The 20,310-nt window shown below is 69.5% G+C and carries 20 protein-coding genes and 2 pseudogenes; 9 read left to right on the plus strand and 13 right to left on the minus strand.

Annotated features, from left to right (window positions below; all coding sequences use genetic code 11):
• Window positions 1–192, minus strand: a 192-nt coding sequence (locus STRIP9103_RS31260; protein ID WP_048821321.1) for a maleylpyruvate isomerase N-terminal domain-containing protein, incomplete at its 3' end; no start/stop codon positions are given.
• 161 nt (window positions 193–353) lie between these two features.
• Window positions 354–1,727 carry a M14 family metallopeptidase gene (locus STRIP9103_RS31265; RefSeq protein WP_009327159.1) on the minus strand — a complete coding sequence of 458 codons (1,374 nt, stop codon included), beginning with the start codon at window positions 1,725–1,727 and terminating at the stop codon, window positions 354–356.
• A 492-nt stretch (window positions 1,728–2,219) separates the two neighbouring features.
• Between STRIP9103_RS31265 and STRIP9103_RS53575 the strand changes: the two are divergent.
• From STRIP9103_RS53575 to STRIP9103_RS31275, 3 genes and pseudogenes are all read left to right on the plus strand, one after another.
• Window positions 2,220–2,330, plus strand: a pseudogene (locus STRIP9103_RS53575) (LuxR C-terminal-related transcriptional regulator); the annotation flags it as partial.
• Between the two features lie 252 nt (window positions 2,331–2,582).
• On the plus strand, window positions 2,583–2,993 hold the full coding sequence (locus STRIP9103_RS31270) for an ATP-binding protein (protein WP_048821322.1): 411 nt from the start codon (window positions 2,583–2,585) through the stop codon (window positions 2,991–2,993).
• Between the two features lie 155 nt (window positions 2,994–3,148).
• Window positions 3,149–4,459, plus strand: a complete 1,311-nt coding sequence (locus tag STRIP9103_RS31275) for an Nramp family divalent metal transporter (protein WP_009327150.1) — start codon at window positions 3,149–3,151, stop codon at window positions 4,457–4,459.
• 113 nt (window positions 4,460–4,572) lie between these two features.
• Here the strand turns inward: STRIP9103_RS31275 and STRIP9103_RS31280 are convergent, their stop codons facing one another.
• The 3 genes from STRIP9103_RS31280 to STRIP9103_RS52120 form a co-directional block, all read right to left on the minus strand.
• Window positions 4,573–5,934, minus strand: a complete 1,362-nt coding sequence (locus tag STRIP9103_RS31280; RefSeq protein ID WP_009327152.1) for a hypothetical protein — start codon at window positions 5,932–5,934, stop codon at window positions 4,573–4,575.
• A gap of 101 nt (window positions 5,935–6,035) precedes the next feature.
• Window positions 6,036–6,545 carry a SigE family RNA polymerase sigma factor gene (locus STRIP9103_RS31285; RefSeq protein ID WP_009327165.1) on the minus strand — a complete coding sequence of 170 codons (510 nt, stop codon included), beginning with the start codon at window positions 6,543–6,545 and terminating at the stop codon, window positions 6,036–6,038.
• A gap of 482 nt (window positions 6,546–7,027) precedes the next feature.
• Window positions 7,028–7,213 carry a hypothetical protein gene (locus STRIP9103_RS52120; RefSeq protein WP_234022348.1) on the minus strand — a complete coding sequence of 62 codons (186 nt, stop codon included), beginning with the start codon at window positions 7,211–7,213 and terminating at the stop codon, window positions 7,028–7,030.
• 9 nt (window positions 7,214–7,222) lie between these two features.
• Between STRIP9103_RS52120 and STRIP9103_RS52125 the strand changes: the two genes are divergently transcribed.
• A complete protein-coding gene (locus STRIP9103_RS52125; RefSeq protein WP_234022349.1) occupies window positions 7,223–7,462 on the plus strand; it encodes a hypothetical protein in 240 nt (79 codons plus the stop codon).
• A 7-nt stretch (window positions 7,463–7,469) separates the two neighbouring features.
• On the opposite strand, the gene STRIP9103_RS31295 is transcribed toward STRIP9103_RS52125, so the two are convergent.
• Both STRIP9103_RS31295 and STRIP9103_RS31300 read right to left on the minus strand, forming a co-directional pair.
• The gene (locus tag STRIP9103_RS31295) at window positions 7,470–7,661 is read right to left on the minus strand and encodes a hypothetical protein (protein WP_009327168.1); all 192 of its coding nucleotides are present in this window, start codon (window positions 7,659–7,661) and stop codon (window positions 7,470–7,472) included.
• An 11-nt stretch (window positions 7,662–7,672) separates the two neighbouring features.
• Window positions 7,673–8,524 carry a helix-turn-helix domain-containing protein gene (locus STRIP9103_RS31300; RefSeq protein WP_009327162.1) on the minus strand — a complete coding sequence of 284 codons (852 nt, stop codon included), beginning with the start codon at window positions 8,522–8,524 and terminating at the stop codon, window positions 7,673–7,675.
• A gap of 164 nt (window positions 8,525–8,688) precedes the next feature.
• On the opposite strand from STRIP9103_RS31300, the gene STRIP9103_RS31305 reads away from it, so the two are divergent.
• Window positions 8,689–9,150, plus strand: coding sequence for an ATP-binding protein (locus STRIP9103_RS31305; protein WP_009327155.1), 462 nt, complete (start codon window positions 8,689–8,691; stop codon window positions 9,148–9,150).
• A 138-nt stretch (window positions 9,151–9,288) separates the two neighbouring features.
• On the opposite strand, the gene STRIP9103_RS50230 is transcribed toward STRIP9103_RS31305, so the two are convergent.
• From STRIP9103_RS50230 to STRIP9103_RS47310, 4 genes and pseudogenes are all read right to left on the minus strand, one after another.
• The gene (locus STRIP9103_RS50230; protein WP_158696927.1) at window positions 9,289–9,564 is read right to left on the minus strand and encodes a hypothetical protein; all 276 of its coding nucleotides are present in this window, start codon (window positions 9,562–9,564) and stop codon (window positions 9,289–9,291) included.
• A pseudogene (locus STRIP9103_RS31310) lies at window positions 9,564–11,871 on the minus strand (RHS repeat-associated core domain-containing protein); the annotation flags it as partial. The pseudogene STRIP9103_RS31310 and the gene STRIP9103_RS50230, both read right to left, overlap by 1 nt.
• Window positions 11,829–12,110, minus strand: a complete 282-nt coding sequence (locus STRIP9103_RS52130; protein ID WP_181811129.1) for a hypothetical protein — start codon at window positions 12,108–12,110, stop codon at window positions 11,829–11,831. The gene STRIP9103_RS52130 and the pseudogene STRIP9103_RS31310, both read right to left, overlap by 43 nt.
• On the minus strand, window positions 12,107–12,715 hold the full coding sequence (locus tag STRIP9103_RS47310) for a hypothetical protein (protein ID WP_234022350.1): 609 nt from the start codon (window positions 12,713–12,715) through the stop codon (window positions 12,107–12,109). The genes STRIP9103_RS52130 and STRIP9103_RS47310 overlap by 4 nt, the downstream gene beginning before the upstream one ends.
• A 125-nt stretch (window positions 12,716–12,840) precedes the next feature.
• Between STRIP9103_RS47310 and STRIP9103_RS31320 the strand changes: the two genes are divergently transcribed.
• Complete coding sequence (locus STRIP9103_RS31320; protein ID WP_009327157.1) at window positions 12,841–14,133, plus strand: DUF1266 domain-containing protein; 1,293 nt, start codon at window positions 12,841–12,843, stop codon at window positions 14,131–14,133.
• A gap of 206 nt (window positions 14,134–14,339) precedes the next feature.
• Here the strand turns inward: STRIP9103_RS31320 and STRIP9103_RS31325 are convergent, their stop codons facing one another.
• The gene (locus STRIP9103_RS31325; RefSeq protein ID WP_009327164.1) at window positions 14,340–15,386 is read right to left on the minus strand and encodes a CU044_5270 family protein; all 1,047 of its coding nucleotides are present in this window, start codon (window positions 15,384–15,386) and stop codon (window positions 14,340–14,342) included.
• A complete protein-coding gene (locus tag STRIP9103_RS31330) occupies window positions 15,383–16,051 on the minus strand; it encodes an RNA polymerase sigma factor (protein ID WP_078614116.1) in 669 nt (222 codons plus the stop codon). The genes STRIP9103_RS31325 and STRIP9103_RS31330 overlap by 4 nt, the downstream gene beginning before the upstream one ends.
• A 367-nt stretch (window positions 16,052–16,418) precedes the next feature.
• Here STRIP9103_RS31330 and STRIP9103_RS31335 point away from each other — a divergent pair, with 367 nt between their 5' ends.
• The 3 genes from STRIP9103_RS31335 to STRIP9103_RS31345 all read left to right on the plus strand — a co-directional run bounded on the left by STRIP9103_RS31335 (window position 16,419) and on the right by STRIP9103_RS31345 (window position 19,978).
• The gene (locus STRIP9103_RS31335) at window positions 16,419–17,333 is read left to right on the plus strand and encodes a hypothetical protein (RefSeq protein ID WP_009327153.1); all 915 of its coding nucleotides are present in this window, start codon (window positions 16,419–16,421) and stop codon (window positions 17,331–17,333) included.
• Between the two features lie 130 nt (window positions 17,334–17,463).
• Complete coding sequence (gene cpaB, locus STRIP9103_RS31340; RefSeq protein WP_009327158.1) at window positions 17,464–18,183, plus strand: Flp pilus assembly protein CpaB; 720 nt, start codon at window positions 17,464–17,466, stop codon at window positions 18,181–18,183.
• A 178-nt stretch (window positions 18,184–18,361) separates the two neighbouring features.
• Window positions 18,362–19,978: an AAA family ATPase gene (locus tag STRIP9103_RS31345; RefSeq protein ID WP_048821323.1), complete on the plus strand. Its 1,617-nt coding sequence runs from the start codon at window positions 18,362–18,364 to the stop codon at window positions 19,976–19,978.
• The last annotated feature ends 332 nt before the right edge of the window (window positions 19,979–20,310 follow it).

Genomic DNA, 20,310 nt, shown 5'->3' on the forward strand with positions numbered 1-20,310 from the left:
GCCCAGGTCAGCAGGTTGACCCAGGGCGTCGGCGTTGCGGGCGAGGTGGGTGAGGAGGTGGCCGCGGGTCCAGCCGGGGAGGGCGGACGGTTCGGCGACCGCGTCGGCCGGCAGCGCGTCGACGGCCTGCGACAGCCGGCGTTGCCCCTCCTCGACCCAGCCGAGGGCCTCGGCCCGGTCGGCAACGGTCACCGCTTGTCCTCGACGACGGTGTTCACGCACTCCCCCACACCCTCGACCACGGTCCGTACGACCTGGCCGGGCTTCAGGAACCCACTCACACCTCACAGAAGCGCCCGAGCGCTCACCGGCCAGGCGATGCCGCCCGGTCTAGCGACACCGGGTCGCCCGGCTCAGCAATACTGCGACTCCTTGCCGATGGACCGGTACATGCAGTCCGAGTTCTCCAGCAGCTGCAGCACCGCGTCCCGGTTCCGCGCGGTCTCCCGGGCGATGACCTCGTCGGGCGGGTAGAACCCACCACCCGAGGCCGACGACGGATACATCTCGAACGTGTAGCTGAAGATCTTGTGCGAGCCCCAGAGGTAGTCGTCGATCGACCCGTCGGTGATGTACAGGTCGCTCGCCTGCTCCGCCGTGTACCCGTTGCTCGCGGCCATCTTCTGCCCGACCGCCTTGAACGCGGCGTTGTCGTCCGCCGTCATCCCGGTCGCCGTGTCCGCGGTGGTGTACCCGTAGGGCCACAGCACCAGTTCGCTGTATGTGTGGAAGTCGATGCCCGACTTGATCTGCTGGACCCCGCCGACGACCCGGCTGCGCACGAAGTTCGCGACGACCTTGACCTCGGGCGCCGACTCGGCCGCGGAGCCGCGGTAGGTGTCGGAGGACGTCGACCCGGAGGAGCCGCCGCAGCAGCCCCACCGGTAGGCCCAGTTGCGGTTGAGGTCCGTACCGACGGCCGAGGAACCGGAGTTGGGCTGCCGGTTCTTGCGCCACGAGCGGTAGGAGCCGGTGGCGATGTCGTACTCGCCGCCGTCCGGGTTGAGGTCCGGGATGATCCAGATCTCACGGTTGTTCACCATGTTGGTGACGCGGGAGTCGGTGCCGTAGTCGGAGGTCAGCTCGTTGAGCAGATAGAGCGCCATCTCGACGGTGAGGTGTTCGCGGGCGTGCTGGTGATGGGTGAACAGCACCTCGGGCTCGGACTCGTCGGTGCCGACGTTGTCGCTGATCTTGATGGCGACGATGTTCCGGCCCTGGTACGAGGTGCCGATGACCCGCTGGCTGACGATGGAGGGGTTCGCCGAGACGATCGAGTTGATCTCGCTCGTCATCTCCGCGTAGTTGTGGTAACGGGAGTCGCCGGACGGGAAGTCGAAGAGCCGTACGTCGTCCTCGCCGTTCGACCGGTCCGGCACCGCGCCCATCGCCGTGACCTCGTAGCCCTGCTGGCGCAGCTTCTTGATCTGGTCGGCGCGGCCGGAGATGAAGACCGAGTGGTCGTCGGCGTCGTCCACCGTCACGCCGGCCTTCTGCAGCGCCGTGCGGGACTCGACGTCCGAGTGCATGTGGACCTCGTACTGGCGGATGTCGTCCGCCGAGGCCTTGGGCCGTTCGGCGCTGGTCGCCGTCGCGTCCGAGGTGGTCGCGGCGACCGGTGCGGCGAGGGCAATCGCCAGCAGGGTGGCGAAGGCGGCGGTGCGCCGACCCGATCTCCTGCTCGCGCCGCCGGGCGTGGCCGACCTGCCGCGTATGCGGAGTCGCATGAAGTCTCCTACTTTCTCCAGGGGTTCCGGGATCTCCGGAAGTGGGGGAGTGGAGCTGGGGGGTGGATCCTTGCGACGTGCCTCGGGCCTGCCGGTGACCGTGGGGTGCCCGACAGGCCCTGGTGCGGGTGTGGCGCTCATGGTGGAGCCCTGGCATGACCAGGTCAAGAGTGACAGTGTCGGCCGCCGGGTTCCTGTGGCTGGAAGGGGGCGGAAAATGGCCGGGGGCAGGCAGATGTGAGGGAGGCCCAGGGCGCGGCCCGCGCGGAGTCGGCGGGGCGCGTGGGGTGCCCGTGGGTCCGAGCCCTCCGAACGCCCCGAGCACCCCGAACGCCCCGAACGCCCCGAGCACCCCGAACGTCGGGAATACCCGGAGTGCCGTGAACCCCGCGAGCGCAGGGAACGCCCCGCGCGCCGTGTGCCCTACGAGGCCCCCCGGCTCCCGCACCCCCTCACCGCCCGTGAGGCCGAGGCGCCTGGCTCGTCGCCAAAGGGCTCGCCAACCAGCGGATCGCCGACCGTCTCGTCATCGCCCGCCGTACCGCCGAGGGCCATGTCGAACGCATTCTCGACAAGCTCGACTTCCACGGCCGCAGCCAGATCGCCGCGTGGGCGACCATCCAGGCGGCCACGCGAACAGGTAAAGCCTCATACATGCTCGTACTACCTATCCGCCCCGTACGCCGCCAATTCCGGACGTACCCGGGCGGAAAACAGGTATATGCACGCCGGGAAACGGGTATTCCTCCCCGTGTGCCGCGCTCTCCCCGGGGCAAGCCTGGAAGCATGCTGCAACTCTCCGGGGGACTCCTTCCGGATTCCGGTCCCCATTTCGCCTCGTATCCACAACCGCCCATGCGTGCGGGTCACTTGAGCGTCGAGTACGAACCCCGTCCCACTGCCGCCGCCCAGGCCCGCGCGGAGGTGCGCAGGCAGTTGGAGGTATGGGGACTGCTGGATCAGACCGAGACAGCGGAACTACTGGTCAGCGAGCTGGTCACCAACGCGCTGGTACACGCCGAGAGCCGGCTGAAGCTGACACTGACGGCCGCGCACGGCGTACTGCGGTGCGAGGTCTCGGACACCGACGGCCGCCCGCCCCGGGTGCGCCGGACCACGGAGATATCGGAGAGCGGCAGGGGGATGTTCCTGGTGGACGCGCTCGCCGGGCGCTGGGGCTGCCATCAGGACGGGCCGGGCAAGACCGTGTGGTTCGAGCTCGGCACGTGCGGGTTGGACGGCTGTGGTCGGCGACAGCCGACGTAACCCGTGGAGTTCCAAAGGCGCACCCGTCCAGCGCCACCGGAACCACAGCCCCGGCCCCGGCGGCACGCCCAGCCGCCGGGGTCCGCCCCGTCGGCCGACTTCCTTCACCGCACGCCCTCTTGTGCCGTCACCCGCTTTACGCTTTCTTGATCCGCATGGCTGACACCACGGACAACACGGCGACCGGGGCCGCGACTTCGCCCCCTCGAAAGTCCAGTTGGAAGTACATCGGTCCCGGCATCGTCGTCGCCGCGACGGGTGTCGGCGCCGGTGACCTCGTGGCCACCCTCATCGCCGGCAGCAACTTCGGCTACACCCTCCTGTGGGCCGCCGTCCTCGGCTGTCTCGTCAAGATCTCCCTCGCCGAGGCGGCCGGCCGCTGGCATCTGTCCACCGGCCGCACCCTCTTCGACGGCTGGGCGAGCCTCGGCCGCTGGACGACGTGGTTCTTCGTCGCGTACGTCGTGATCTGGGGCTTCGTGTACGGCGCCGCCGCGATGTCGTCCAGCGCCCTTCCGCTCCAGGCGCTGTTCCCGGACGTCATGGACCTCGAATGGTGGGCCATCCTCTGCGGCCTGTCCGGTCTGGTCTTCGTCTGGTTCAACAAGTACGCCGTCTTCGAGAAGGTCATGACGGTCCTGGTCGGCGTCATGTTCGTCGTGACGGTCTATCTGGCGATCCGCGTCACCCCCAACCTCCCCGACGCGTTGGCGGGGTTGTTGCCCGTCATCCCCGACGAGGAGGACTCCATCCTCAACACCCTCGGCCTGATCGGCGGCGTCGGCGGCACGATCACGCTGGCCGCGTACGGCTACTGGGTCAACGCCAAGGGCTGGACGAACACCGGCTGGATGAAGGTCATGCGCCTCGACAACCGGGTCGCGTACATCACCACCGGCATCTTCGTGATCGCGATGCTCTTCGTCGGCGCGGAGCTGCTGCACTCCGCGAACATCGCCCTCGCCGGCGGCGACAAGGGGCTCATCCAGCTCGGCGACATCCTGGAGGACGAGTACGGGTCGGCCACCGCCAAGTTCTTCCTGATCGGCTTCTTCGCCACCTCGTACACCTCCCTCATCGGCGTCTGGCACGGGGTGAGCCTGATGTTCGCCGACTTCGTGGCGCGCTTCCGTACGAAGGGTGAGGCGACGGGGGAGGCGGTCGCCTCCGGCACGCGTGAGCGGTCCTGGCCCTTCCGCGTGTATCTGCTCTGGCTGACCTTCCCGCCGATGATCCTGCTCTTCCAGGGCCAGCCCTTCCGCCTGATCATCATCTACGGCGTCCTCGGCGCCGCGTTCCTCCCCTTCCTCGCCGCCACCCTCCTCTGGCTGCTGAACTCCGACCGCACCCCGCGCGAGTGGCGCAACGGGCTGGTCAGCAACGCCATGCTGGCGATCGCGGGCCTGTTGTTCCTGATCCTGGCCGTGAAACAGATCTGGGACCAGCCGTGGGGGGACTTCTTCTAGGACGGGGACTTCTTCCGGGACGGACGGACTTCCTCCAGGACGGGGACCCCTTCCCTGCTCGGCCGAACGGTTGACGCGGGTCGTACCGTCAACGGTTGACGCAGGCCGTACCGTCAGCCGAGCGTCTTCCACTTCTCGCTCGTGGCGATGTCCTTCAGCTGGGCCATGGTGAGCGCGGGGGTGTCGCGGGTGGCGGCGGTGTGCTGGGCGCCGGAGTTGAAGGCGCTGATCACGACCCGCAGACCGTCGGTGCGCAGGGTGTCCACGGTCCACATGACGACACCCGCGCCGCCCTTCTCACCGGGCCCCTGCTGCGTGGCGACCTTCGTCCCGTCGGGCAGGGTCTCGGCGTCGGCCCCGAACAGCGAGCCCGCTAGGTCCCCCATCCCCGGCTGCGCATTGATCTGCACCAGGCTCTGCCCCTTGCCGTCGTCGAGGACGACGTACCCGAAGTCGGTCTCCTGACCGCCCTTGTGCACGACGTCGACCCCGTCGGGCAGCAGTTCGAGGAGCGTCTTCTGGATCGCGTCACCGGACACCATCGGCGCATCGGCGGAGGAGGAACCCTTGGACCCACCGGAGTCGGCCGAGCCGCTGGAACCGGCGGAACCAGTGGAACCGGCGGAACCGCTGGAGCCGGGCGCCGCCGTCGACGAGCTCTCCTTCTCCCCCTCCTCCGGCTCCTCCGGAATGGCGTCGATGGCCTCGCGCCACGCCGAGTCCAGGGCGATCTCCTTCAACTGGGCGGTGGACAGCGGCGGTTCATCGCGCGTGATCGGGGAGCTCTTCTGCGTCTCGGCGTTCCACTCCATGACGCTGACGTCGTAGCCGTCGCGGGTGACCAGCTGCGCGTACCAGTGCTTGGTGTCCACGCGGCGGTCCGGGTACTCGTACCCCTTGAAGAGCATCAGCCGCGAGCCGTCCGGCAGGGTGCTCTCCTCGCAGGAGTCGAACTCGACGAAGGTCTTGTCCGGGCATGTGGTCAGCTGCCGGGCCTGCTCGCTGTCCGCGTCGGTCCGCCCGAGCCCGACCTCCACGGCCGCCCCGCCCCTGCCGTCGTCGTACACGACACGCGCGTACGGCCCGAGCCTCGCGCCCGTGCCGCGCGAGGACTCCCCGCTGAACTTCCCTTTCGGGAGCAGTCCCTTGAGCGTACGGACGAGTTCGTCGCCGGACACCTCGCCGCCGCCGTCCGACCCCGATCCGCCCGACCCGGTGGGCTTCGCGGCCACGGACTGTCTTCCGCCGCCGTCGGTGTCGCCGTCCGGCAGGAGCATCGTCCCGCCGACTCCGACGAGAGCGATGCCGGCCACTCCGCCGACCATGGCCGCCCGCCGTCGGAACATCATCCTCCGGCCGCGTACGGCACCACCGCCGACCAGGGCGTGCCCATCGGTCTCGAAGGCATCGCCGGCCCGTCGCAGGGCGTCGCCGAGCCGGCCCTCGAAGGGGTCTTCGTGCTGTTCAACGGGCATGGTGAACCGCCGTTTCTGCGTGTGAGCCTGCGTTTGTAGGGGGTGCCGGATGACAGGTGCGGGTGTTCGTGTGGGTGCGGGTCGGCGTTCGAGGGTGGGGCTCAGGGAGTGACGTACTCACCGATGCCGTCCCCGAGCAGCACCCGCAGCCGGGCGAGGGCGCGTACGCAACGTGTCCGTACCGCCGACGAGCTGGCGTTCATCGCCGAGGCGGTCTCCTCGATGGACCGGTCCTCCCAGTAGCGCAGGACGACCACGGCCCGGTCCTTGGGCGGCAGCTGCGCCAGCGCCTCCACGAGGGTCAGCCGCAGCGAGGCGTCCGACCCGGGCGCGGCGGGCACGTCGGGAATGGCGTCGGTGGCCCGCTCCTTGCTGCTCCGCCGCCGCTGATGGGCGAGGAAGGTACGGGTGAGCACGGTCTGCGCGTACCCGGCGGGGTTGCCCACGCGCTGCACCCGCCCCCACTTCACGTACAGCCGCCCGAGCGTCTCCTGCACCAGATCCTCGGCGAGGTGCGTGTCCCCACCGGTGAGCAGACACGCGGACCGGTACAGATGCCCCGCCCGCGCCACCGCGAACTCCTGGTAACCGTCCGCGCGGACTTGTCTCATCTGTGGCTCCCCTGGTGGGCTCGCGTAGGCACGTCGTCGCTTGCTCGCTTTCACTTCTTTGATGCGGTGGCCCCCGGGGAATGTTTCATGGGCGGGGGACGGATACGGTGCGGCGGTACGGATCACACCACCGGGCTCATCGAAGGAGCTCAGCAGCGGAGCTGGGCAACGGAGCCTCACCAACCGGTCGAGAGGGCCCACGAGCCGGGCTCACCAACGGGGCAGAAGGACGAAGAACCATGGAGCAGCCTGAGCAGGGCGACCAGACGCCACCGCCGTCATCACCGCCGTCACCGCCGCCGGCACAGCCATCGCAGCCGTGGGCGCCGCCGGAGGGCCACTCGGGCTTCGGCCCACCGCCGCAGCCGTACGTCGCCCCGGGGGCCCCTCCGGCACCACCGGCTCAGCCCTACATCGCCCCGGGGCCCCCTCCCGCGCCACCGGCACAGCCCTACGCCCAACCTCCGCATCCCTATGCTCAGTCAGGCCAGCCGTACGCGCAGCCGGCCCAGCCGTACGCCCAGCCCCCGCAGGCACCGCAGCCGTACGCGCACCCGGCGCCACCGCCCGGGCAGCCGCAGCCGCCGTACGCCCAGCCGCCGATGCCCCCGGGAGCGGGAGCCCCGGCCCCGGCCCAGGGCCCGGAGTTCCTGGCCGTCGACCGCCACAACTCCGTGGTGATCGACGCGGGCGGGGTCGCCTTCGAGGACCACGGCATATCCGTCGACTTCCCCTGGCCGGAGATCCGCAGCGTCCACTACAAGGCGAGCGGCAACGGCAAGTCCCTCATGGTCGCCGTGGTCCACGTCGACGGCAGCTTCTACGAGTGCACGATCGAGGCGAAACCCCGAGCCCGCCTCCACGAGTGGTTCGCCCACCTGGCCCAGGTGCTGGGCTACTACCGGCCGATGGGTTAGCGGAACCTCACAACAGGTGATCGACCTTGCCGGCCTTGATGTCGAGGATGAGCGTACGAAGCGCTTCTCGGGTGTCGGTGAGGTAGGCGTCCTCGGCGCCGGCTATGGCGATGTAGGCGTTGCCGGTGGAGTCGGTGCCGAGGCGGAAGCAACTGGCTCCCTCACCGCAGAAGGGCTCCTCCCACGTGATGTCGTCCACAGGGCGTCTCCTCACAGGTCGTTGGCGATGACGCGGATGAAGTCGCGCGAAGCCTCCGGCGACAACGCGATGCGCTCCATCCAGTCCAAGTGGGCACGGTACTTGGCCAACTGCGCGTCATCACTGAGGAATTCCGGCCCGTGCGAGCTGTCGACCTGGGCCGTGTCCAACTGGGGTACGGAACCTTCGAGGTAGTTGACGGTCGCCCCGGCCCCGGGGAACGTCCCGGCGGAGAACGGAATGACAAGCAGCCGTACTGCTGGCCGCTCCGACACGGCCAACAGGTGCTCCAGCTGCGCCCGCGCAGTCTTGCGCCCCCCGAACTGCATGCGCAGCGCCGCTTCATGCACGACACCGACGTACTCGGGCGGATTCTCACCCTCAAGCACCTTCTGCCGTTCCGCGCGAAACGCCAAGCGCAGGGCGACTTCATGCTCGGGCAGTGGCGGCAGCACAGCCCTGAAGAGTTCGAGCGAGTGGTCACTGGTCTGGAACAACCCCGGGATGTGCGCGGTGTGTGCCGTCCGCATGCGTACCGCGTAGGACTCCAACTCGGCGATGTCCAGCAATCTGGGGGACAGGGCACCGCGATAACGCTCCCACCATCCCCGCCCGCGGGGCCGTGCCATCGCGACGAGCGCCTCGACGTACTCCTGGTCCGAGCAGGCGCAGTTGCAGGCCAGTGTGCGCAGCCGCTCGGGGCTGATCGTACGGATGCCCGTCTCGATGTTGGAGATCTTCGCCCGGTCCAGCCCGAGCAGCCCGGCGGCCTGATCCGCCGTCATCCCAGCAGCCGTCCGCATCTTGCGCAGCTCACTGCCCAGGCGCTTCTGACGCTCCGTGGGTGTCGTCCTCGGTGGCATGCCCTTCCTTCCTCAACCGCTCGCAAGCAGTCTGCCGCCGATGAGGCATGCCGGACCCCGAACGGGTCAATTTTAGAGATTGAGTGGCAATGTAACCATCCGCAGCCCTACATTCCGTAACAAGCCAGCCACTCACGGCAGTTGCGTCCTGGAAGGGAACCCCCATGCCCGAAGCGACCCCGTCCTGCCCCATCCCGTCCACGCCCTCCCCCTCAACCGCCTCCCGCACCTGGCAATGCCGCCTTGAACTGCCCAACGACCCCCGAACCCCAGGCGTCGCCCGCCACGCGATCCGCGCGGCACTCCTCGGTCAGGCCTGCCCCCGTGACCTCACCGACACGGCGGAACTCCTGACCTCGGAACTGCTCTCCAACTCGGTGAAGCACTCCGACAGCCTCATCACCGTCACCCTCCGAACCCACCCCGACCACGTCCACGTAGCCGTCCTGGACAACCACCCCGAACTCCCCAACCCCGTCCCCTCCACCCCCGACCAGGAATTCGGCCGCGGCCTGTTCCTCGTCGAAACCCTGGCGGACGTCTGGGGCCGCTACCCGGTCATCGGAGACTTTCGGAAGCGCGGCTGGAAGGTGGTGTGGTTCGAGTTGTCGAGCCTTCGCAACTGACCCGTGTGAATCCAGGTTTGTGGTAGGCGGGTGAACAACTCGTCTACCATGCCTGTCACGCTCGTAGCTTTGACGTGGAGGGTGGCTCTATAGCTCCATGTAAGGCACTTCGCCCGGTTAAAGGTTTTTGTTCCGGGCTCACTCGATGCGCTCGAAATGGGGGATGTCGGCCAGGGATTCCGGATCATCAATGGGTCGGACGGGCGCGCCTTCGGGGACCTGGACGCGAGAGACGGAGATGCCATGCAGGCAGGCGTCACACCAGAATAGGGCATAGCCCACTCGGCTCTCCATATTCGCGAGGTATTGAACTCTCAGCTGGCTCCGGCCGCAGTTCGGGCAGGGCTCAGTGTTTTCCTTGTCTCCAGTGTTGAATCGAGACAGTGCCTTCAGCCACGCGGTGCGGTCACTCATTAGCCCAATCTTCCATTGTAGTAGTTCCAGAATTGATCCTCCGATCCAAACGCGGCCCGCTCCCAGGCGCCTTCCTGCTCCAATGAGGAAGGGCGACCGTACAGCTCGAGTTGCATCACGTGCATTCGCTCATGGCCAATTGTCCGGACGAGGTTCTCCATGGTACTGAAAGCGTCCGGGTATAGCGTGATCGTTCCATCGGGTGACGTGTGTCCGTAAAGTCCACGTCCGATCAGATCTGCGTCCCGGTTGATCTTTACAGTCACACCCTCAAGTCCGACACCTGCCTGCTCGGCGACTTGGTTTACCACGCGTTTCTGCATGGCAACCTGCAATTCCGAAAATTCTCCTGTATTCGCAGTTCTGCGTTCCAACCCAGATGGTGAATCATCGACTTCGGCTCGCTCGGAGTCTGTTCTCGGAAGGCATGCGGGAGCGAGCCCGAGATAGTCGATCCAGATACAGGGATTTTGGACGTAAGTCGCCGGATTCGGAGCTGGTGCCAGTCCCAGGGGGATCTGTCGTGAGGTATCGGGCTGCTTCGGGATCGTAGTGGCGGAAGTAGTTGTAGTGGAGGCCCGTTTCCGGGTCGTAGTACTGGCCCGGGAAGCGGAGGGGTGTGTAGGCCGTGCTGTCTCTTGCCCAAGCCGTTGTGCCCCACAGGGTGCTGCGCGTCCGCCAGGCGATCTCGCCCTGTTCGTCGACGAGTTCGCTGGGGGTTCCCACCAAGTCCGTGACGATGGCGAAGAAGCGGGAGTCGATTTCCTCCTGCGGGGCGTCGGCTGCGGTGATGCGTTCTGTCTGGGCGATGGGGTGCAAACCCCGGTGGTCTCAGGTCAGAGTCACCGGGTTCGGCAAGTCCGGGGATGAGGTTGTCTGTTCGCAGAGGGTCGTGCCGTCCCAGGTGAAGTCGACTCGCTCGACCACAGTTTCGCCGTCGGCTGCCAGGCGCGACTTCGACGTGCGGCGCCCCAGGGGGTCGTATGTGTAGCACCAGCGCGTGCCGTCCGGGGTCGTTACCGCCGTCAGGCGGTCCTCGGCGTCCCACTCGTAGCGCCAGGTGTCCGGTTTGCGGGACAGGCGGGTTTTTTGGCGGAGGGTTATGCGGCCGAGCTCGTCGTGTTCGTAGCGGATCTTGCCTGCGCGGGTGATGCGGGTGCCCTCGTAGGTGCGTGGGCCCGTTGCCTCCTGGCCCGGGTGGTCCGGTGGCCAGGACGCCGATGTCTGGTTGCCGGCCTCGTCGTAGGCGTATGTCTCCGTCCAGTTCGTCGCGTGGACCGCCGTTACGCGGCCGGCCGCGTCGACATCGAAGTGGCGGGTGCCGGACAGTTGGTCGTCGATGCCGATCAGGTTGCCGTCGGCTCGGTACGTGTACGCGCGGTGTTGGATCGCGTGGCCGCCGGAGCCCCGTACCGACTGGGTTGTCAGCCTGCCCAGTGCGTCGAAGGTGTGCTCCAAAGTGACCGTCTCGCCGATTCGGCGCGACAGTTCGCGGCCTGCCTCGTCGTACGTGAAGTCGATCGTGCGGCCCGAGGCCGTCATGCCTGTGCGGCGGCCGGTCGCGTCGTACGTCCACGTCGTCGTCGCGCCCGTCGGAGTCGTACGGCCGGTGAGGCGGCCGAACTCGTCGTAGCGGTAAGCGAGTTCGCGGCCGTTCACCGTCTCCGAGCGCACCCGGCCGAAGCGGTCTCGCAGGATCTGCAAGGTCGTGTCCGGGCCCGTCGCCTGCGCGAGCTGGTCCGTCATGTCGTACGCGTACGTCGTGACCTTGCCCGCCGCGTCCTTGCGGGTGACCTGGCCCAGAGCGTTGCGCTCGTACGACACCACCTGGCCGAGCGCGTTCGTGCGGGAGGCCAGGCGCCCCGTCGCGTCGTGCTCGTACGTGAGGGTGCGGTCGTCGAAGTCCGTCTCCGAGGTCAGGTTGCCTGCCTCGTCGTACTCGTAGTCCCACGTCAGCCCCTGCGGGTTGGTCACCCTCGTCAGGCGTAGCTCCATGTCGTGTTCGAACTCGTAGCGGACGCCGTCCGGGCCCGTGCGGGCGGAGAGGAGGTCGAAGTGGGTGTATTCGAAGTGGGAGACGGCGCCCATCGGGTCGGTGTGGGTGGTGCAGTTGCCTTCGCCGTCGTAGGTCCAGGACTCCGTCGTGCCGTCGGCGGCCGTGCGACGGGCGAGGTGGCCCTCGACCGTCCATTCCAGGTGGGTCACCGCGCCCGTGGGGTCCGTGATGGTGACGGGTCTGCCGAAGGCGTCGCGTTCGTAGCGGGTCACCGCGCCGAGCGGGTCCGTGATCTCGGTCGGTAGGCCGGCGCCGACGTCAGGCCCTCGTGGCCCAACTCCAGTCCCGACAGCGCCAGATCGGAGAAGCCTCGGCCCACGCTCGCCTCGCCGATCATGCCGAGTTCGCGCAGCTCGTCCAGGGCCAGCGTGATGCCCTGGGCGATCTGCTCCAGGCCTTGGATCTGCAGGTCCTTGGCGCCTTCGACGCCACCGACAGCGGCGTTGCCGTTGCCGTTGCCGGCGCCCGCGCCGCCTCCGCCGTCGTTCACCGGGCCGACTCCGCGTTCTCGTCACGCCTGTTGGTGCCGGGGGCGGGGGAGCCCGGCGGCTCGGCGTCCACCGCCGCCGCGTCCGGGACGATGCCCCGCACCGGCGGGAACAGCGCGCCCTCGCCCTCCGTGCCGGCGTCCAGGGCCACCCCGTACGGCGTCGGCATCGCCGGGATCACGACGTCCAGCAGGCGTGCGCCCAGGGCGCGGTCGTACGTCCACCGCCGGGACCCTTCGCCCCTTGCGATGGCGAAGCGGGCGAGGGCCGACTCGTCGGAGAAGGTGTGGATCCAGCGGATGCCGCCGAAGTCGGCGGTCAGCGGCGAGCCGTCCTCGCCGAGGGGCACCAGGACCGCCGTACGACGGAACTCGCCGAGCAGGGCGGCGGCTTCGCGCCTGCGGCGACGGACGAGAGCGGCCTCGGCCTCGTCGGGGGTGGGGACGGCTACCGGGGCTTCCCCGGTTTCCCCGGCTTCCCGGTTGTCCTGGGGCCCCCGGGCTTCGCCATGTGTCGTCTTCGGTGGGGCGGTTATCTCCACGTAGTCGGAGATCCTCGACCTGGGTATGTCGTCCGCCGGTCCGCTGCCCGCCCCTTGATCAGACATGTGTGCGATCATCGCATCGGCGTACTGCGGGCTGCAACGCCGTTGCCTTTGCCGCCGCGTAGTACGAGTACGAGTACGTGTGCACGCGGCAACGCGGCAACGTGTGGCAGAGAAGAGGGGGAAGCATGTCGTTCGGGCCGCCGCCCGCCGGGTTCGGGCCCACCGCGTCGCCCACGGGGGCCCCGTCGCCCACTTGGGCCCCGTCACCCACCTGGATACCACCGACCGCCATCGAACAGGCGTTGTTCGAGGCCAGGGAACGCGGGGACTGGGCGGCCTACTTCGACACGCTGGCGCGCAGTTGGGTCTACTTCGAGATAGAGCGGGACGGGGCGGACGCGACGCCCAGCCAGACGTATCTCGTGTTCGGACACGACCGGCGGGTGGTCGGAGGGCGCGTCTGGGCCGTGTTCACCGAGGGGATGCTGCCCGCGCCGGAGCCGCGGCGAGTGTTCGCCCGTGAAGCGCTGAACTGGTTCGCTCGCGTGTGGAGACCTGGTGATCCACCGACGATCGTGGTCAATCCCGGGAGCCCGTGCGAGGCGTTTCTGCCCGCCGCTCCTCCACACTCCGCAGCCTGGGCACAGCACTCCGAGCGGGTGGGTTCTCCCTCGAGCCCAGCCACACTACGGGCGCTCCGAGTCGGCGGACCTCTGCACGGCCCCGTCGCCCATGGACTGGCCTGCGGTGCCCTGCTGTGCGTCAACAACGGCTCGTTGTGGAACGCCATGGCCTGGCACGGCACCGGCTACCGCGGCGAGCGCCGACGGCTCCGCGAATGGTGGGGGATCACGACGCGGGAGGAGTGGCAGGGCCGGCTGCGCGAGCTTCTCGACTGCGAAGGTTCCAGTCCGGTCTGGGAGTTCGCCCTCGGACTGCGGCGTGCCATCGCCCGGGACTTCGGCGGACACGTCGACGTGGGGTACTGGCGGCAGGCCGCCGAGAACGTGCTGCGTGCCAAGGCCGGTGGGTCGACCGTGCTGAGCCCCGACGGGGTCACCACGATCGAACCGCGCCCCGAGGCGGAGACCGAGGCGCGGATCGAGGGCGTACAGCGGCTGATCGGGCGGATCACCCGGTACGAGGCCCGGATGCGCGCCGACGGAATCCTCGACGAGGGGCGGTACGTCATCTCCGTCGAGGCCTGGGACTTGGGGCGCGCCTCGAAGATGGCGCGGTGGGGGCTCGGGGCCAGGTTCGGGACGTTGAAGGAAGCCGAGTCCGCCGTCGTCGAGGCGGGGCGGAAGGCGGCTCTGGAGTATCGGTCCTGGCGGGACTTCTCCGCCGGGTACATCCTCGGGCGCTGCCTCCACTTCGACGAGGAGGAGTTCGGCGACTGGTACACGGACATGGTCGAGGCGCACCGGATCCTGATGTCCGAGCCCGGGAGTCCCTGGCTCAACATTCCTTTCCGGTAGGGCTCAGCAGTCCCTTGTGGCAGGGGGAACGCCGGGGAGGCGAGGGGCGGGCCTTCGGGTACGGCGGGTTCCCGTAGGGACGTCGGCGGATGTCAGGCGCTGTTGCCCGCAGTCAGCCAGGACTGGGACTCGGACTCGGACTCGGCCCTACGCTGCCCCCGGCGCCCCGGCGCCCCGGCGCCCCGGCGCCCCGGCGCCCCGGCGCCCTACGCCCCCGGCCGCTCCCGGTACTCGTCGACGACGGCCCGCTCCAGCACAGCCGTCTCGTCCATGACCGTGCCCTTCTTGCCCATCTCGCCGTCCGCCGTCAGATAGCTGCGTTCGCCGAGGTACGTCAGGGTGTCCCGGTCGAAGAACCACTCGGTGGCCCAGGACGCCCGTTCGTCGACGCGGCGGATGCCGATGCCGTGCCGGCCCGCGGGGTCGACGGCGTCGTCGAAGCGGGCCACCCCGGGGATCTTCGCGGCGGCCTCGTACAGCGCGGCGGCGGTCTCCGGCGGCATGACCGACGCGTTGAGAAGTTCGCCGATCCGGTCGAAGACGGCCTGGTCCTCCTCCTGGCCCGCCACCGGCTCGGCCAGACGACGCAGCTCGGCGAGCAGTTCGTCGGGGTCGGTGGGCAGGGAGGCCAGCCACTTGTAGGTGGGGCGGTCGATGCCCGCCGGGGTGCCGGGCGAACCCGGCGGCAGCAGTTCCCGCAGCGGAACGTAGGCACCGTTCTCGTAGAACAGGGCCAACCGCTTCACCGGCCCCGGCTCCTGCGACACCCACGCCTCCCGCTCCTGCAGCTTGCCCGGTACGTAGACCCCGTCCTCCTTGGCCTCCGCCCCGGCCGTCAGGCTCTTGACGTACACCAACTGGTCGTCCCGTACCGGCGTGACCTCCGTCTTCGCGGCGATGTCGGCGATGCGGTCGAGCAGGACGACGGCCGTCTCGTCGTCGGACCGCCGCAGCCCGTAGCCGGAATCCATGCTCGTGACGAGTCCCACGGTCAGTGCTCCGGCCAGCGCCAGGGCGGCGACGGGCATCCAGAGCGCCGGGCGTACGGCACGGGACGGCTTGGCCGGAGCGGGCGTACGGTCACGGCCGGGGATACGGCCATGGACGTGTCCCTCGCTGTCGCCGTGGGCCTGGCCGGTGGTCTGTTCGTCGTCGATGAGCTGCATCAAGCGGTCCTTGTGGTGGGAGAGGCGATCAGGCGGCAGGTCCCGTTCGGGCGGGGGCGGCAGAAGTCGGGCCAGCTCCTCGTTCATCGGGATCCCTCCTGAATCTCCTGGTAGGGAAAGGGAAGGGCCACGGATGTGACCTCACCTTCCACCTCTCCGCGACGGCGGCCCGGTTCCCTATGTCTTGCGCCGCTGTCGCCCTGCTCCTCCCTCAGCCGCTCGTCCGTGAGCCGCCGCAGCCGCTCCCTCGCCCGGGACAGCCGCGACCGCACCGTCCCCACCGGAACCCCCAGCGCCTCGGCGGCCTGGGCGTAGTCCAGGCCGGACCACACGCACAGCGCCAGCACCTCCCGCTCCCCGCGCCGCAGCCTGCCGTACACCTGGCGTACGGCGGCGAGCCGGCGCGCGTCGTCGAGGCGCCCGGCGGTCTCGTCGGCGAAGTCGGCGACCGGGGGCGGCGCGGGGCGGCGGGCCAGGAAGGCCAGGCGGCGGCCGAGGCCGCGGTTGGCGTTGCGGGCCTTGTTGGTCGCCATGCCCAGCAGCCACGGCTTCAACGTGCCGCCGTCCGGCTCCAGTCGCTCCCGGTTCCGCCAGGCGTCGAGGAAGGTGTCGGCCATCACCTCCTCGGCCGTGGACCAGTCGCCGGTCAGCCGCTGGGCATGGTTGTAGACGGCGCGCGCGTAGGCGTCGTAGAGCTCCGAGAAGGCCTCCCGGTCCCCGGCCCGTATCCGCGCCCGCAAAGGGTCACTCATGTCGTATGCACCTCATACACCTCACACCCTTGCCTGTCCGGGAGGTGGGGGTGGTTCCGGGTGACCTGTGCCACAGCGGGCAAGACGGTACGGGGGCGCAGACCGGCCACCTGGCTACGCGGCCCGGTCGGCGTCGGTTCCGACCCATCAGGCTGTCAATACGTGCGCCCGAGACCCGTTCACCCTTCCGGGTGCCCCAACGCGCCTTGCGGGACTGCCGAGTTGGGGCATATGCGTCTCACTCTGTGTGGATACGGCCCACACCTTCGGTGAGTTGATCAAGGAGATTCGGTGTTGATCGGGGCATGCCGTGGATATGGTGCTGATGCAAGAGACCAGTCAGATCTCGCAGGGGCCAACTGGGGCGGTGGTCCATCACCTCGCCGCAGTGAACGGGGTGGTGTGCAGCGTGCCGACCGCGATAGCCGTCACCAGTTCCGATCTGGTGCTCCCACCGCACGACCGGCAGACCCCGCCCGCAGTCGTACAGCCGCAGGACACCCTCGAAGGCTCCCTCCTCGGCATGCACGCGCTGATCGAACAGCACGGATACGTCATCGCGCTCCACTCGGCGGCGCGGACGAACCCCGAGGAGCTGGCGGTCGCCCGACGGCTGCACACCGTGCGCTCCGTGCTGGAGAGCGACCGCATCGCCCTCCTCGGCGTCGATCTGCCGCCCCTCGGACTCGCCCTGCTCGCCCAGCAGTTACGCCAGCTGTCCGTGTGCGACTTCAGCCCCGGCGTGCTCGCCTCCTCCGTACGCCTCCTCGCGCACTACATCTACGCCGGCGCCCTCCTCGGCTCGGTCGCCAAGCTCGACCGGATTCCGGTCACCCTCAAGTCGCACGCCAAGTCCTGGATGCCGGGCGCCCAGTTCGCCGTACTGGCCAACCCGCGCCCCCAGCTCGTACGCCTCGGCGCCGCGCAGGAACCCCTCGCCGGACCGGAGTTCGGCACCCGGCTGCTGGTCGCCCAGGGCCCGCAGCCCCCGTCCGACTGGGTCACCGCGACCCTCGCCCCCGCCTGGCAGGTGCAGAGCGCGGCCCCCGTCCCGCTGCCCGAGGGGTCCACGCGCTGGTGGGGCACCGGCAAGCTCGTCGAGTTCGCCGCCGGCCTCTCCGACGTCTCCGTGCTCTACCAGCTCGTCTCCTCCGTACGCCGCGAGACCTGCCACTGGTGCGGTCTGGAACTCATCGGCGACCGCTGCGGCTTCTGCGCGGCCCCGCTGCGAGAGCCGGAACCGCCGATGTCCGTCCGGGCGCTGCCACGGGGGATCACATGACAACTCCGCGAACTCCATGGCCGTGAGCAGTAAGGGCTGCCCGTAGCCACAAGCGCTGCCCGGCAACGGCCGGACCGCCCGACCCCGCCCGATCCCGTCCGCCCCCGCCCCGATCGAGGTTCTCAGAGTCATGAACTCGCGCCAGCGCCGTGGCGTCATCCTGCTGGTCCTGTCGGCCCTGTGCGCCCTGGCCGCCTTCGCCGGGGTGCTCTCGGTGATCCGTGACGTGAACTCGAAGGTCGGGCCCGAGGTGACGGCGTACCGGCTGAAAGGGGACATCGCGCCGTACAAGGAGCTGACGGCGGGCCAGTTCGAGAAGATCTCGATGCCGAAGCGGTGGCTGTCGGACACGGCGGTCACCGATCTCGCGGACATACGCGGCAAGATCGCCGTGACGCAGCTGGAGAAGGGCTCACTGCTCCAGTCCGACATGATCGTCGACCGGCCCGAACTCGACCCCGGGCAGCAGGAGATCGCCATCATGATCGACGCGTCCACGGGTGTCGCCGGGAAGATCAACCCGGGGTCGCGGGTCAACATCTACGCCACGTTCGAGGAGAAGGACAGCGACTCGGGCAAGGACACGTCCAAGCTGCTCGTCACCGACGCCCGCGTGATCGACGTCGGCAGGCTCACCCCCCTCGAACCGAACCAGTCCAGCAGCGACCGCCGCCGTACGGCGACCGAGGCCGTCCCGATCACCTTCGCCCTCGACACCGCCGACGCCCAGCGCGTCGCGTTCGCCGAGTCGTTCGCGGAGCACGTCCGTCTGGCCCTGGTCGCGGGCGGCGACGAGGCCACCGTGGTCGTACCGGACGACCGTTCGTACACCCTCGACGAGGACAAGTAGGAGGCCGCGCGATGAGGTCGGTACGGGATGTCCGTACGACGACGCCTCGAACGGGGGTGCGTCGAATGCCCCTGCGGCTGGGCATGCTGCTGAGGGGGCGACGCAACAGGGAGGCAGGCGTGCCCGAAGCGGCGACACCCATCGGCTCCGCCACTGCCACCGGAACGGGGATGTGCCGATGACCATCCGCATCCTCCCCGCCGTCGGGGACATCGACTCGGCGCGGGCCCTGACCACCCTGCTCGGCCAGCTGGCCGACGCCGAACCGGCGCCGCCCGTGTCCGACTCCACCTCCCTGCTCGACACCCTCGCCCGCCTCGCCGTCGAGTCGCTGGACGAGCTGCCGGAGGTGGTGCTGGTCCATGAACGGATCGGCCCCGTCCCGGCGCTGGACCTGGTCCGCGACCTCGTGCTGCGCTTCCCGGCGGTCGGGGTCGTCCTCGTCACCTCCGACACCAGCACCGGCGTCCTCACCGCCGCCATGGACTCCGGTGCCCGCGGCATCGTCACCCTCCCCCTCTCCTACGACGCCCTCGCCGAACGCGTCCAGGCAGCCGCCGCCTGGTCGGCCGGCATGCGTCGCCACCTCGGCAGCGGTACGCCCGAGCTGTACACGGGCCCCGGCGGCACCGTCGTCACGGTCAGCGGAGCCAAGGGCGGCGTCGGCGCCACGGTCACGGCGGTCCACCTCGCCCTGGCGGCACGCGCGTCGGGCCGTACGGTCGCCCTGCTGGACCTCGACCTCCAGTCCGGGGACGTGGCGTCGTACCTGGACGTACAGTTCCGCCGCTCGGTCGCCGACCTCGCCGGCATCACGGACATCAACCCCCGGGTCCTGCAGGAGGCGGTGTACGCCCACGACACCGGGATCGCCCTGCTGCTCGCCCCCGGTGAGGGCGAGCGGGGCGAGGAGGTGACGGACCGCGTCGCCCGCCAGATCCTGGCCGCCCTCCGCTCCCGCCACGACGTGGTGATCGTCGACTGCGGTTCCCAGATGAACGCCGCGACAGCCGCCGCCGTGGAAATGGCCGACCAGGCACTCCTGCTCGTGACCCCGGACGTCGTCGCCATCCGCGCCGCCAAACGCATGGTCCGCCTGTGGGACCGCCTCCAGATCCGCAAGGCCGAGGAGACACTGACGGTCGTCAACCGCCACTCACGCGGTACGGAGATCCAGCCGTCCCTCGTCGAGAAGGTCACCGGCACGAAGGTGGCCCGCAACGCCGTCCCCGCCGCCTTCAAGGAACTCCAGTCGGTGGTGGACACGGGCCGGTTGCAGGACCTGGACGCCCGCTCGGCCGTGAAGCAGGCCCTGTGGTCGCTGGCAGGCGAACTGGAACTGGTGACACCCCAGGACGCCGGCGGAGGCGGCCGACGCCGCAAGGCCCCGGGCGACCGCGGCGCCCTCGTCCTGCGCCGCAAGGGCGGCGACCGGGGTTCGGTGACCCTCGAATTCGCCGGGATGTTCCCCCTCGTCCTCGTCGTCATGACGATCCTCTGGCAGGCCGCCCTCTACGGCTACACCTACACCCTGGTCGGCAACGCGGCCGACCAGGCGGCCCGCGCGGCGACAGCGGCGTACGCGGTGAACGGCGACGTCGCGGGCGCCTGCCAGTCCGCCGGCGCCGAGAACCTCCCCGGCGCCTGGAGCGACACCTCCATCGACTGCACCGCCAACGGCACGATCATGCAAGCCGAGGTCCAGGCCAACGTCCCTCTCTTCTTCCCCGGCTTCGACGCAGGCTGGACGGTCAACGGAGAGGCGGGCGCGGCCCTGGAGGAGGCCCCCCAATGACCCCGCCCCCACAAGGCGAGGCCACGCAGCCCCCCACGGCGATTCACCCGCATACGGACGCGGGGGAGTGCGCCGCCCCTCGCACCCCCACGGCGGCCCGGCCGCGTACGGACGCGGGGGACCATGCCGTCCACCGTGCCCCCACGACGGTTCGGCCGTGTACGGATGCGGGGGAGTGCGCCGCCCCCCGCACCCCTACGGCGGGTCGGCCGTGGACGGATGCCGGGGAGCACGTGTCCCCTCGCACCCCCACGGCGGGTCGGCCGTGGACGGACGCGGGGGAGCGTGCCGCCCTCCGCACCCCTACGGCGGGTCGGCCGTGGACGGACGCG

It is taken from the genome of Streptomyces ipomoeae 91-03 (assembly GCF_000317595.1).
GTDB classification, from domain to species: Bacteria; Actinomycetota; Actinomycetes; order Streptomycetales; family Streptomycetaceae; genus Streptomyces; species Streptomyces ipomoeae.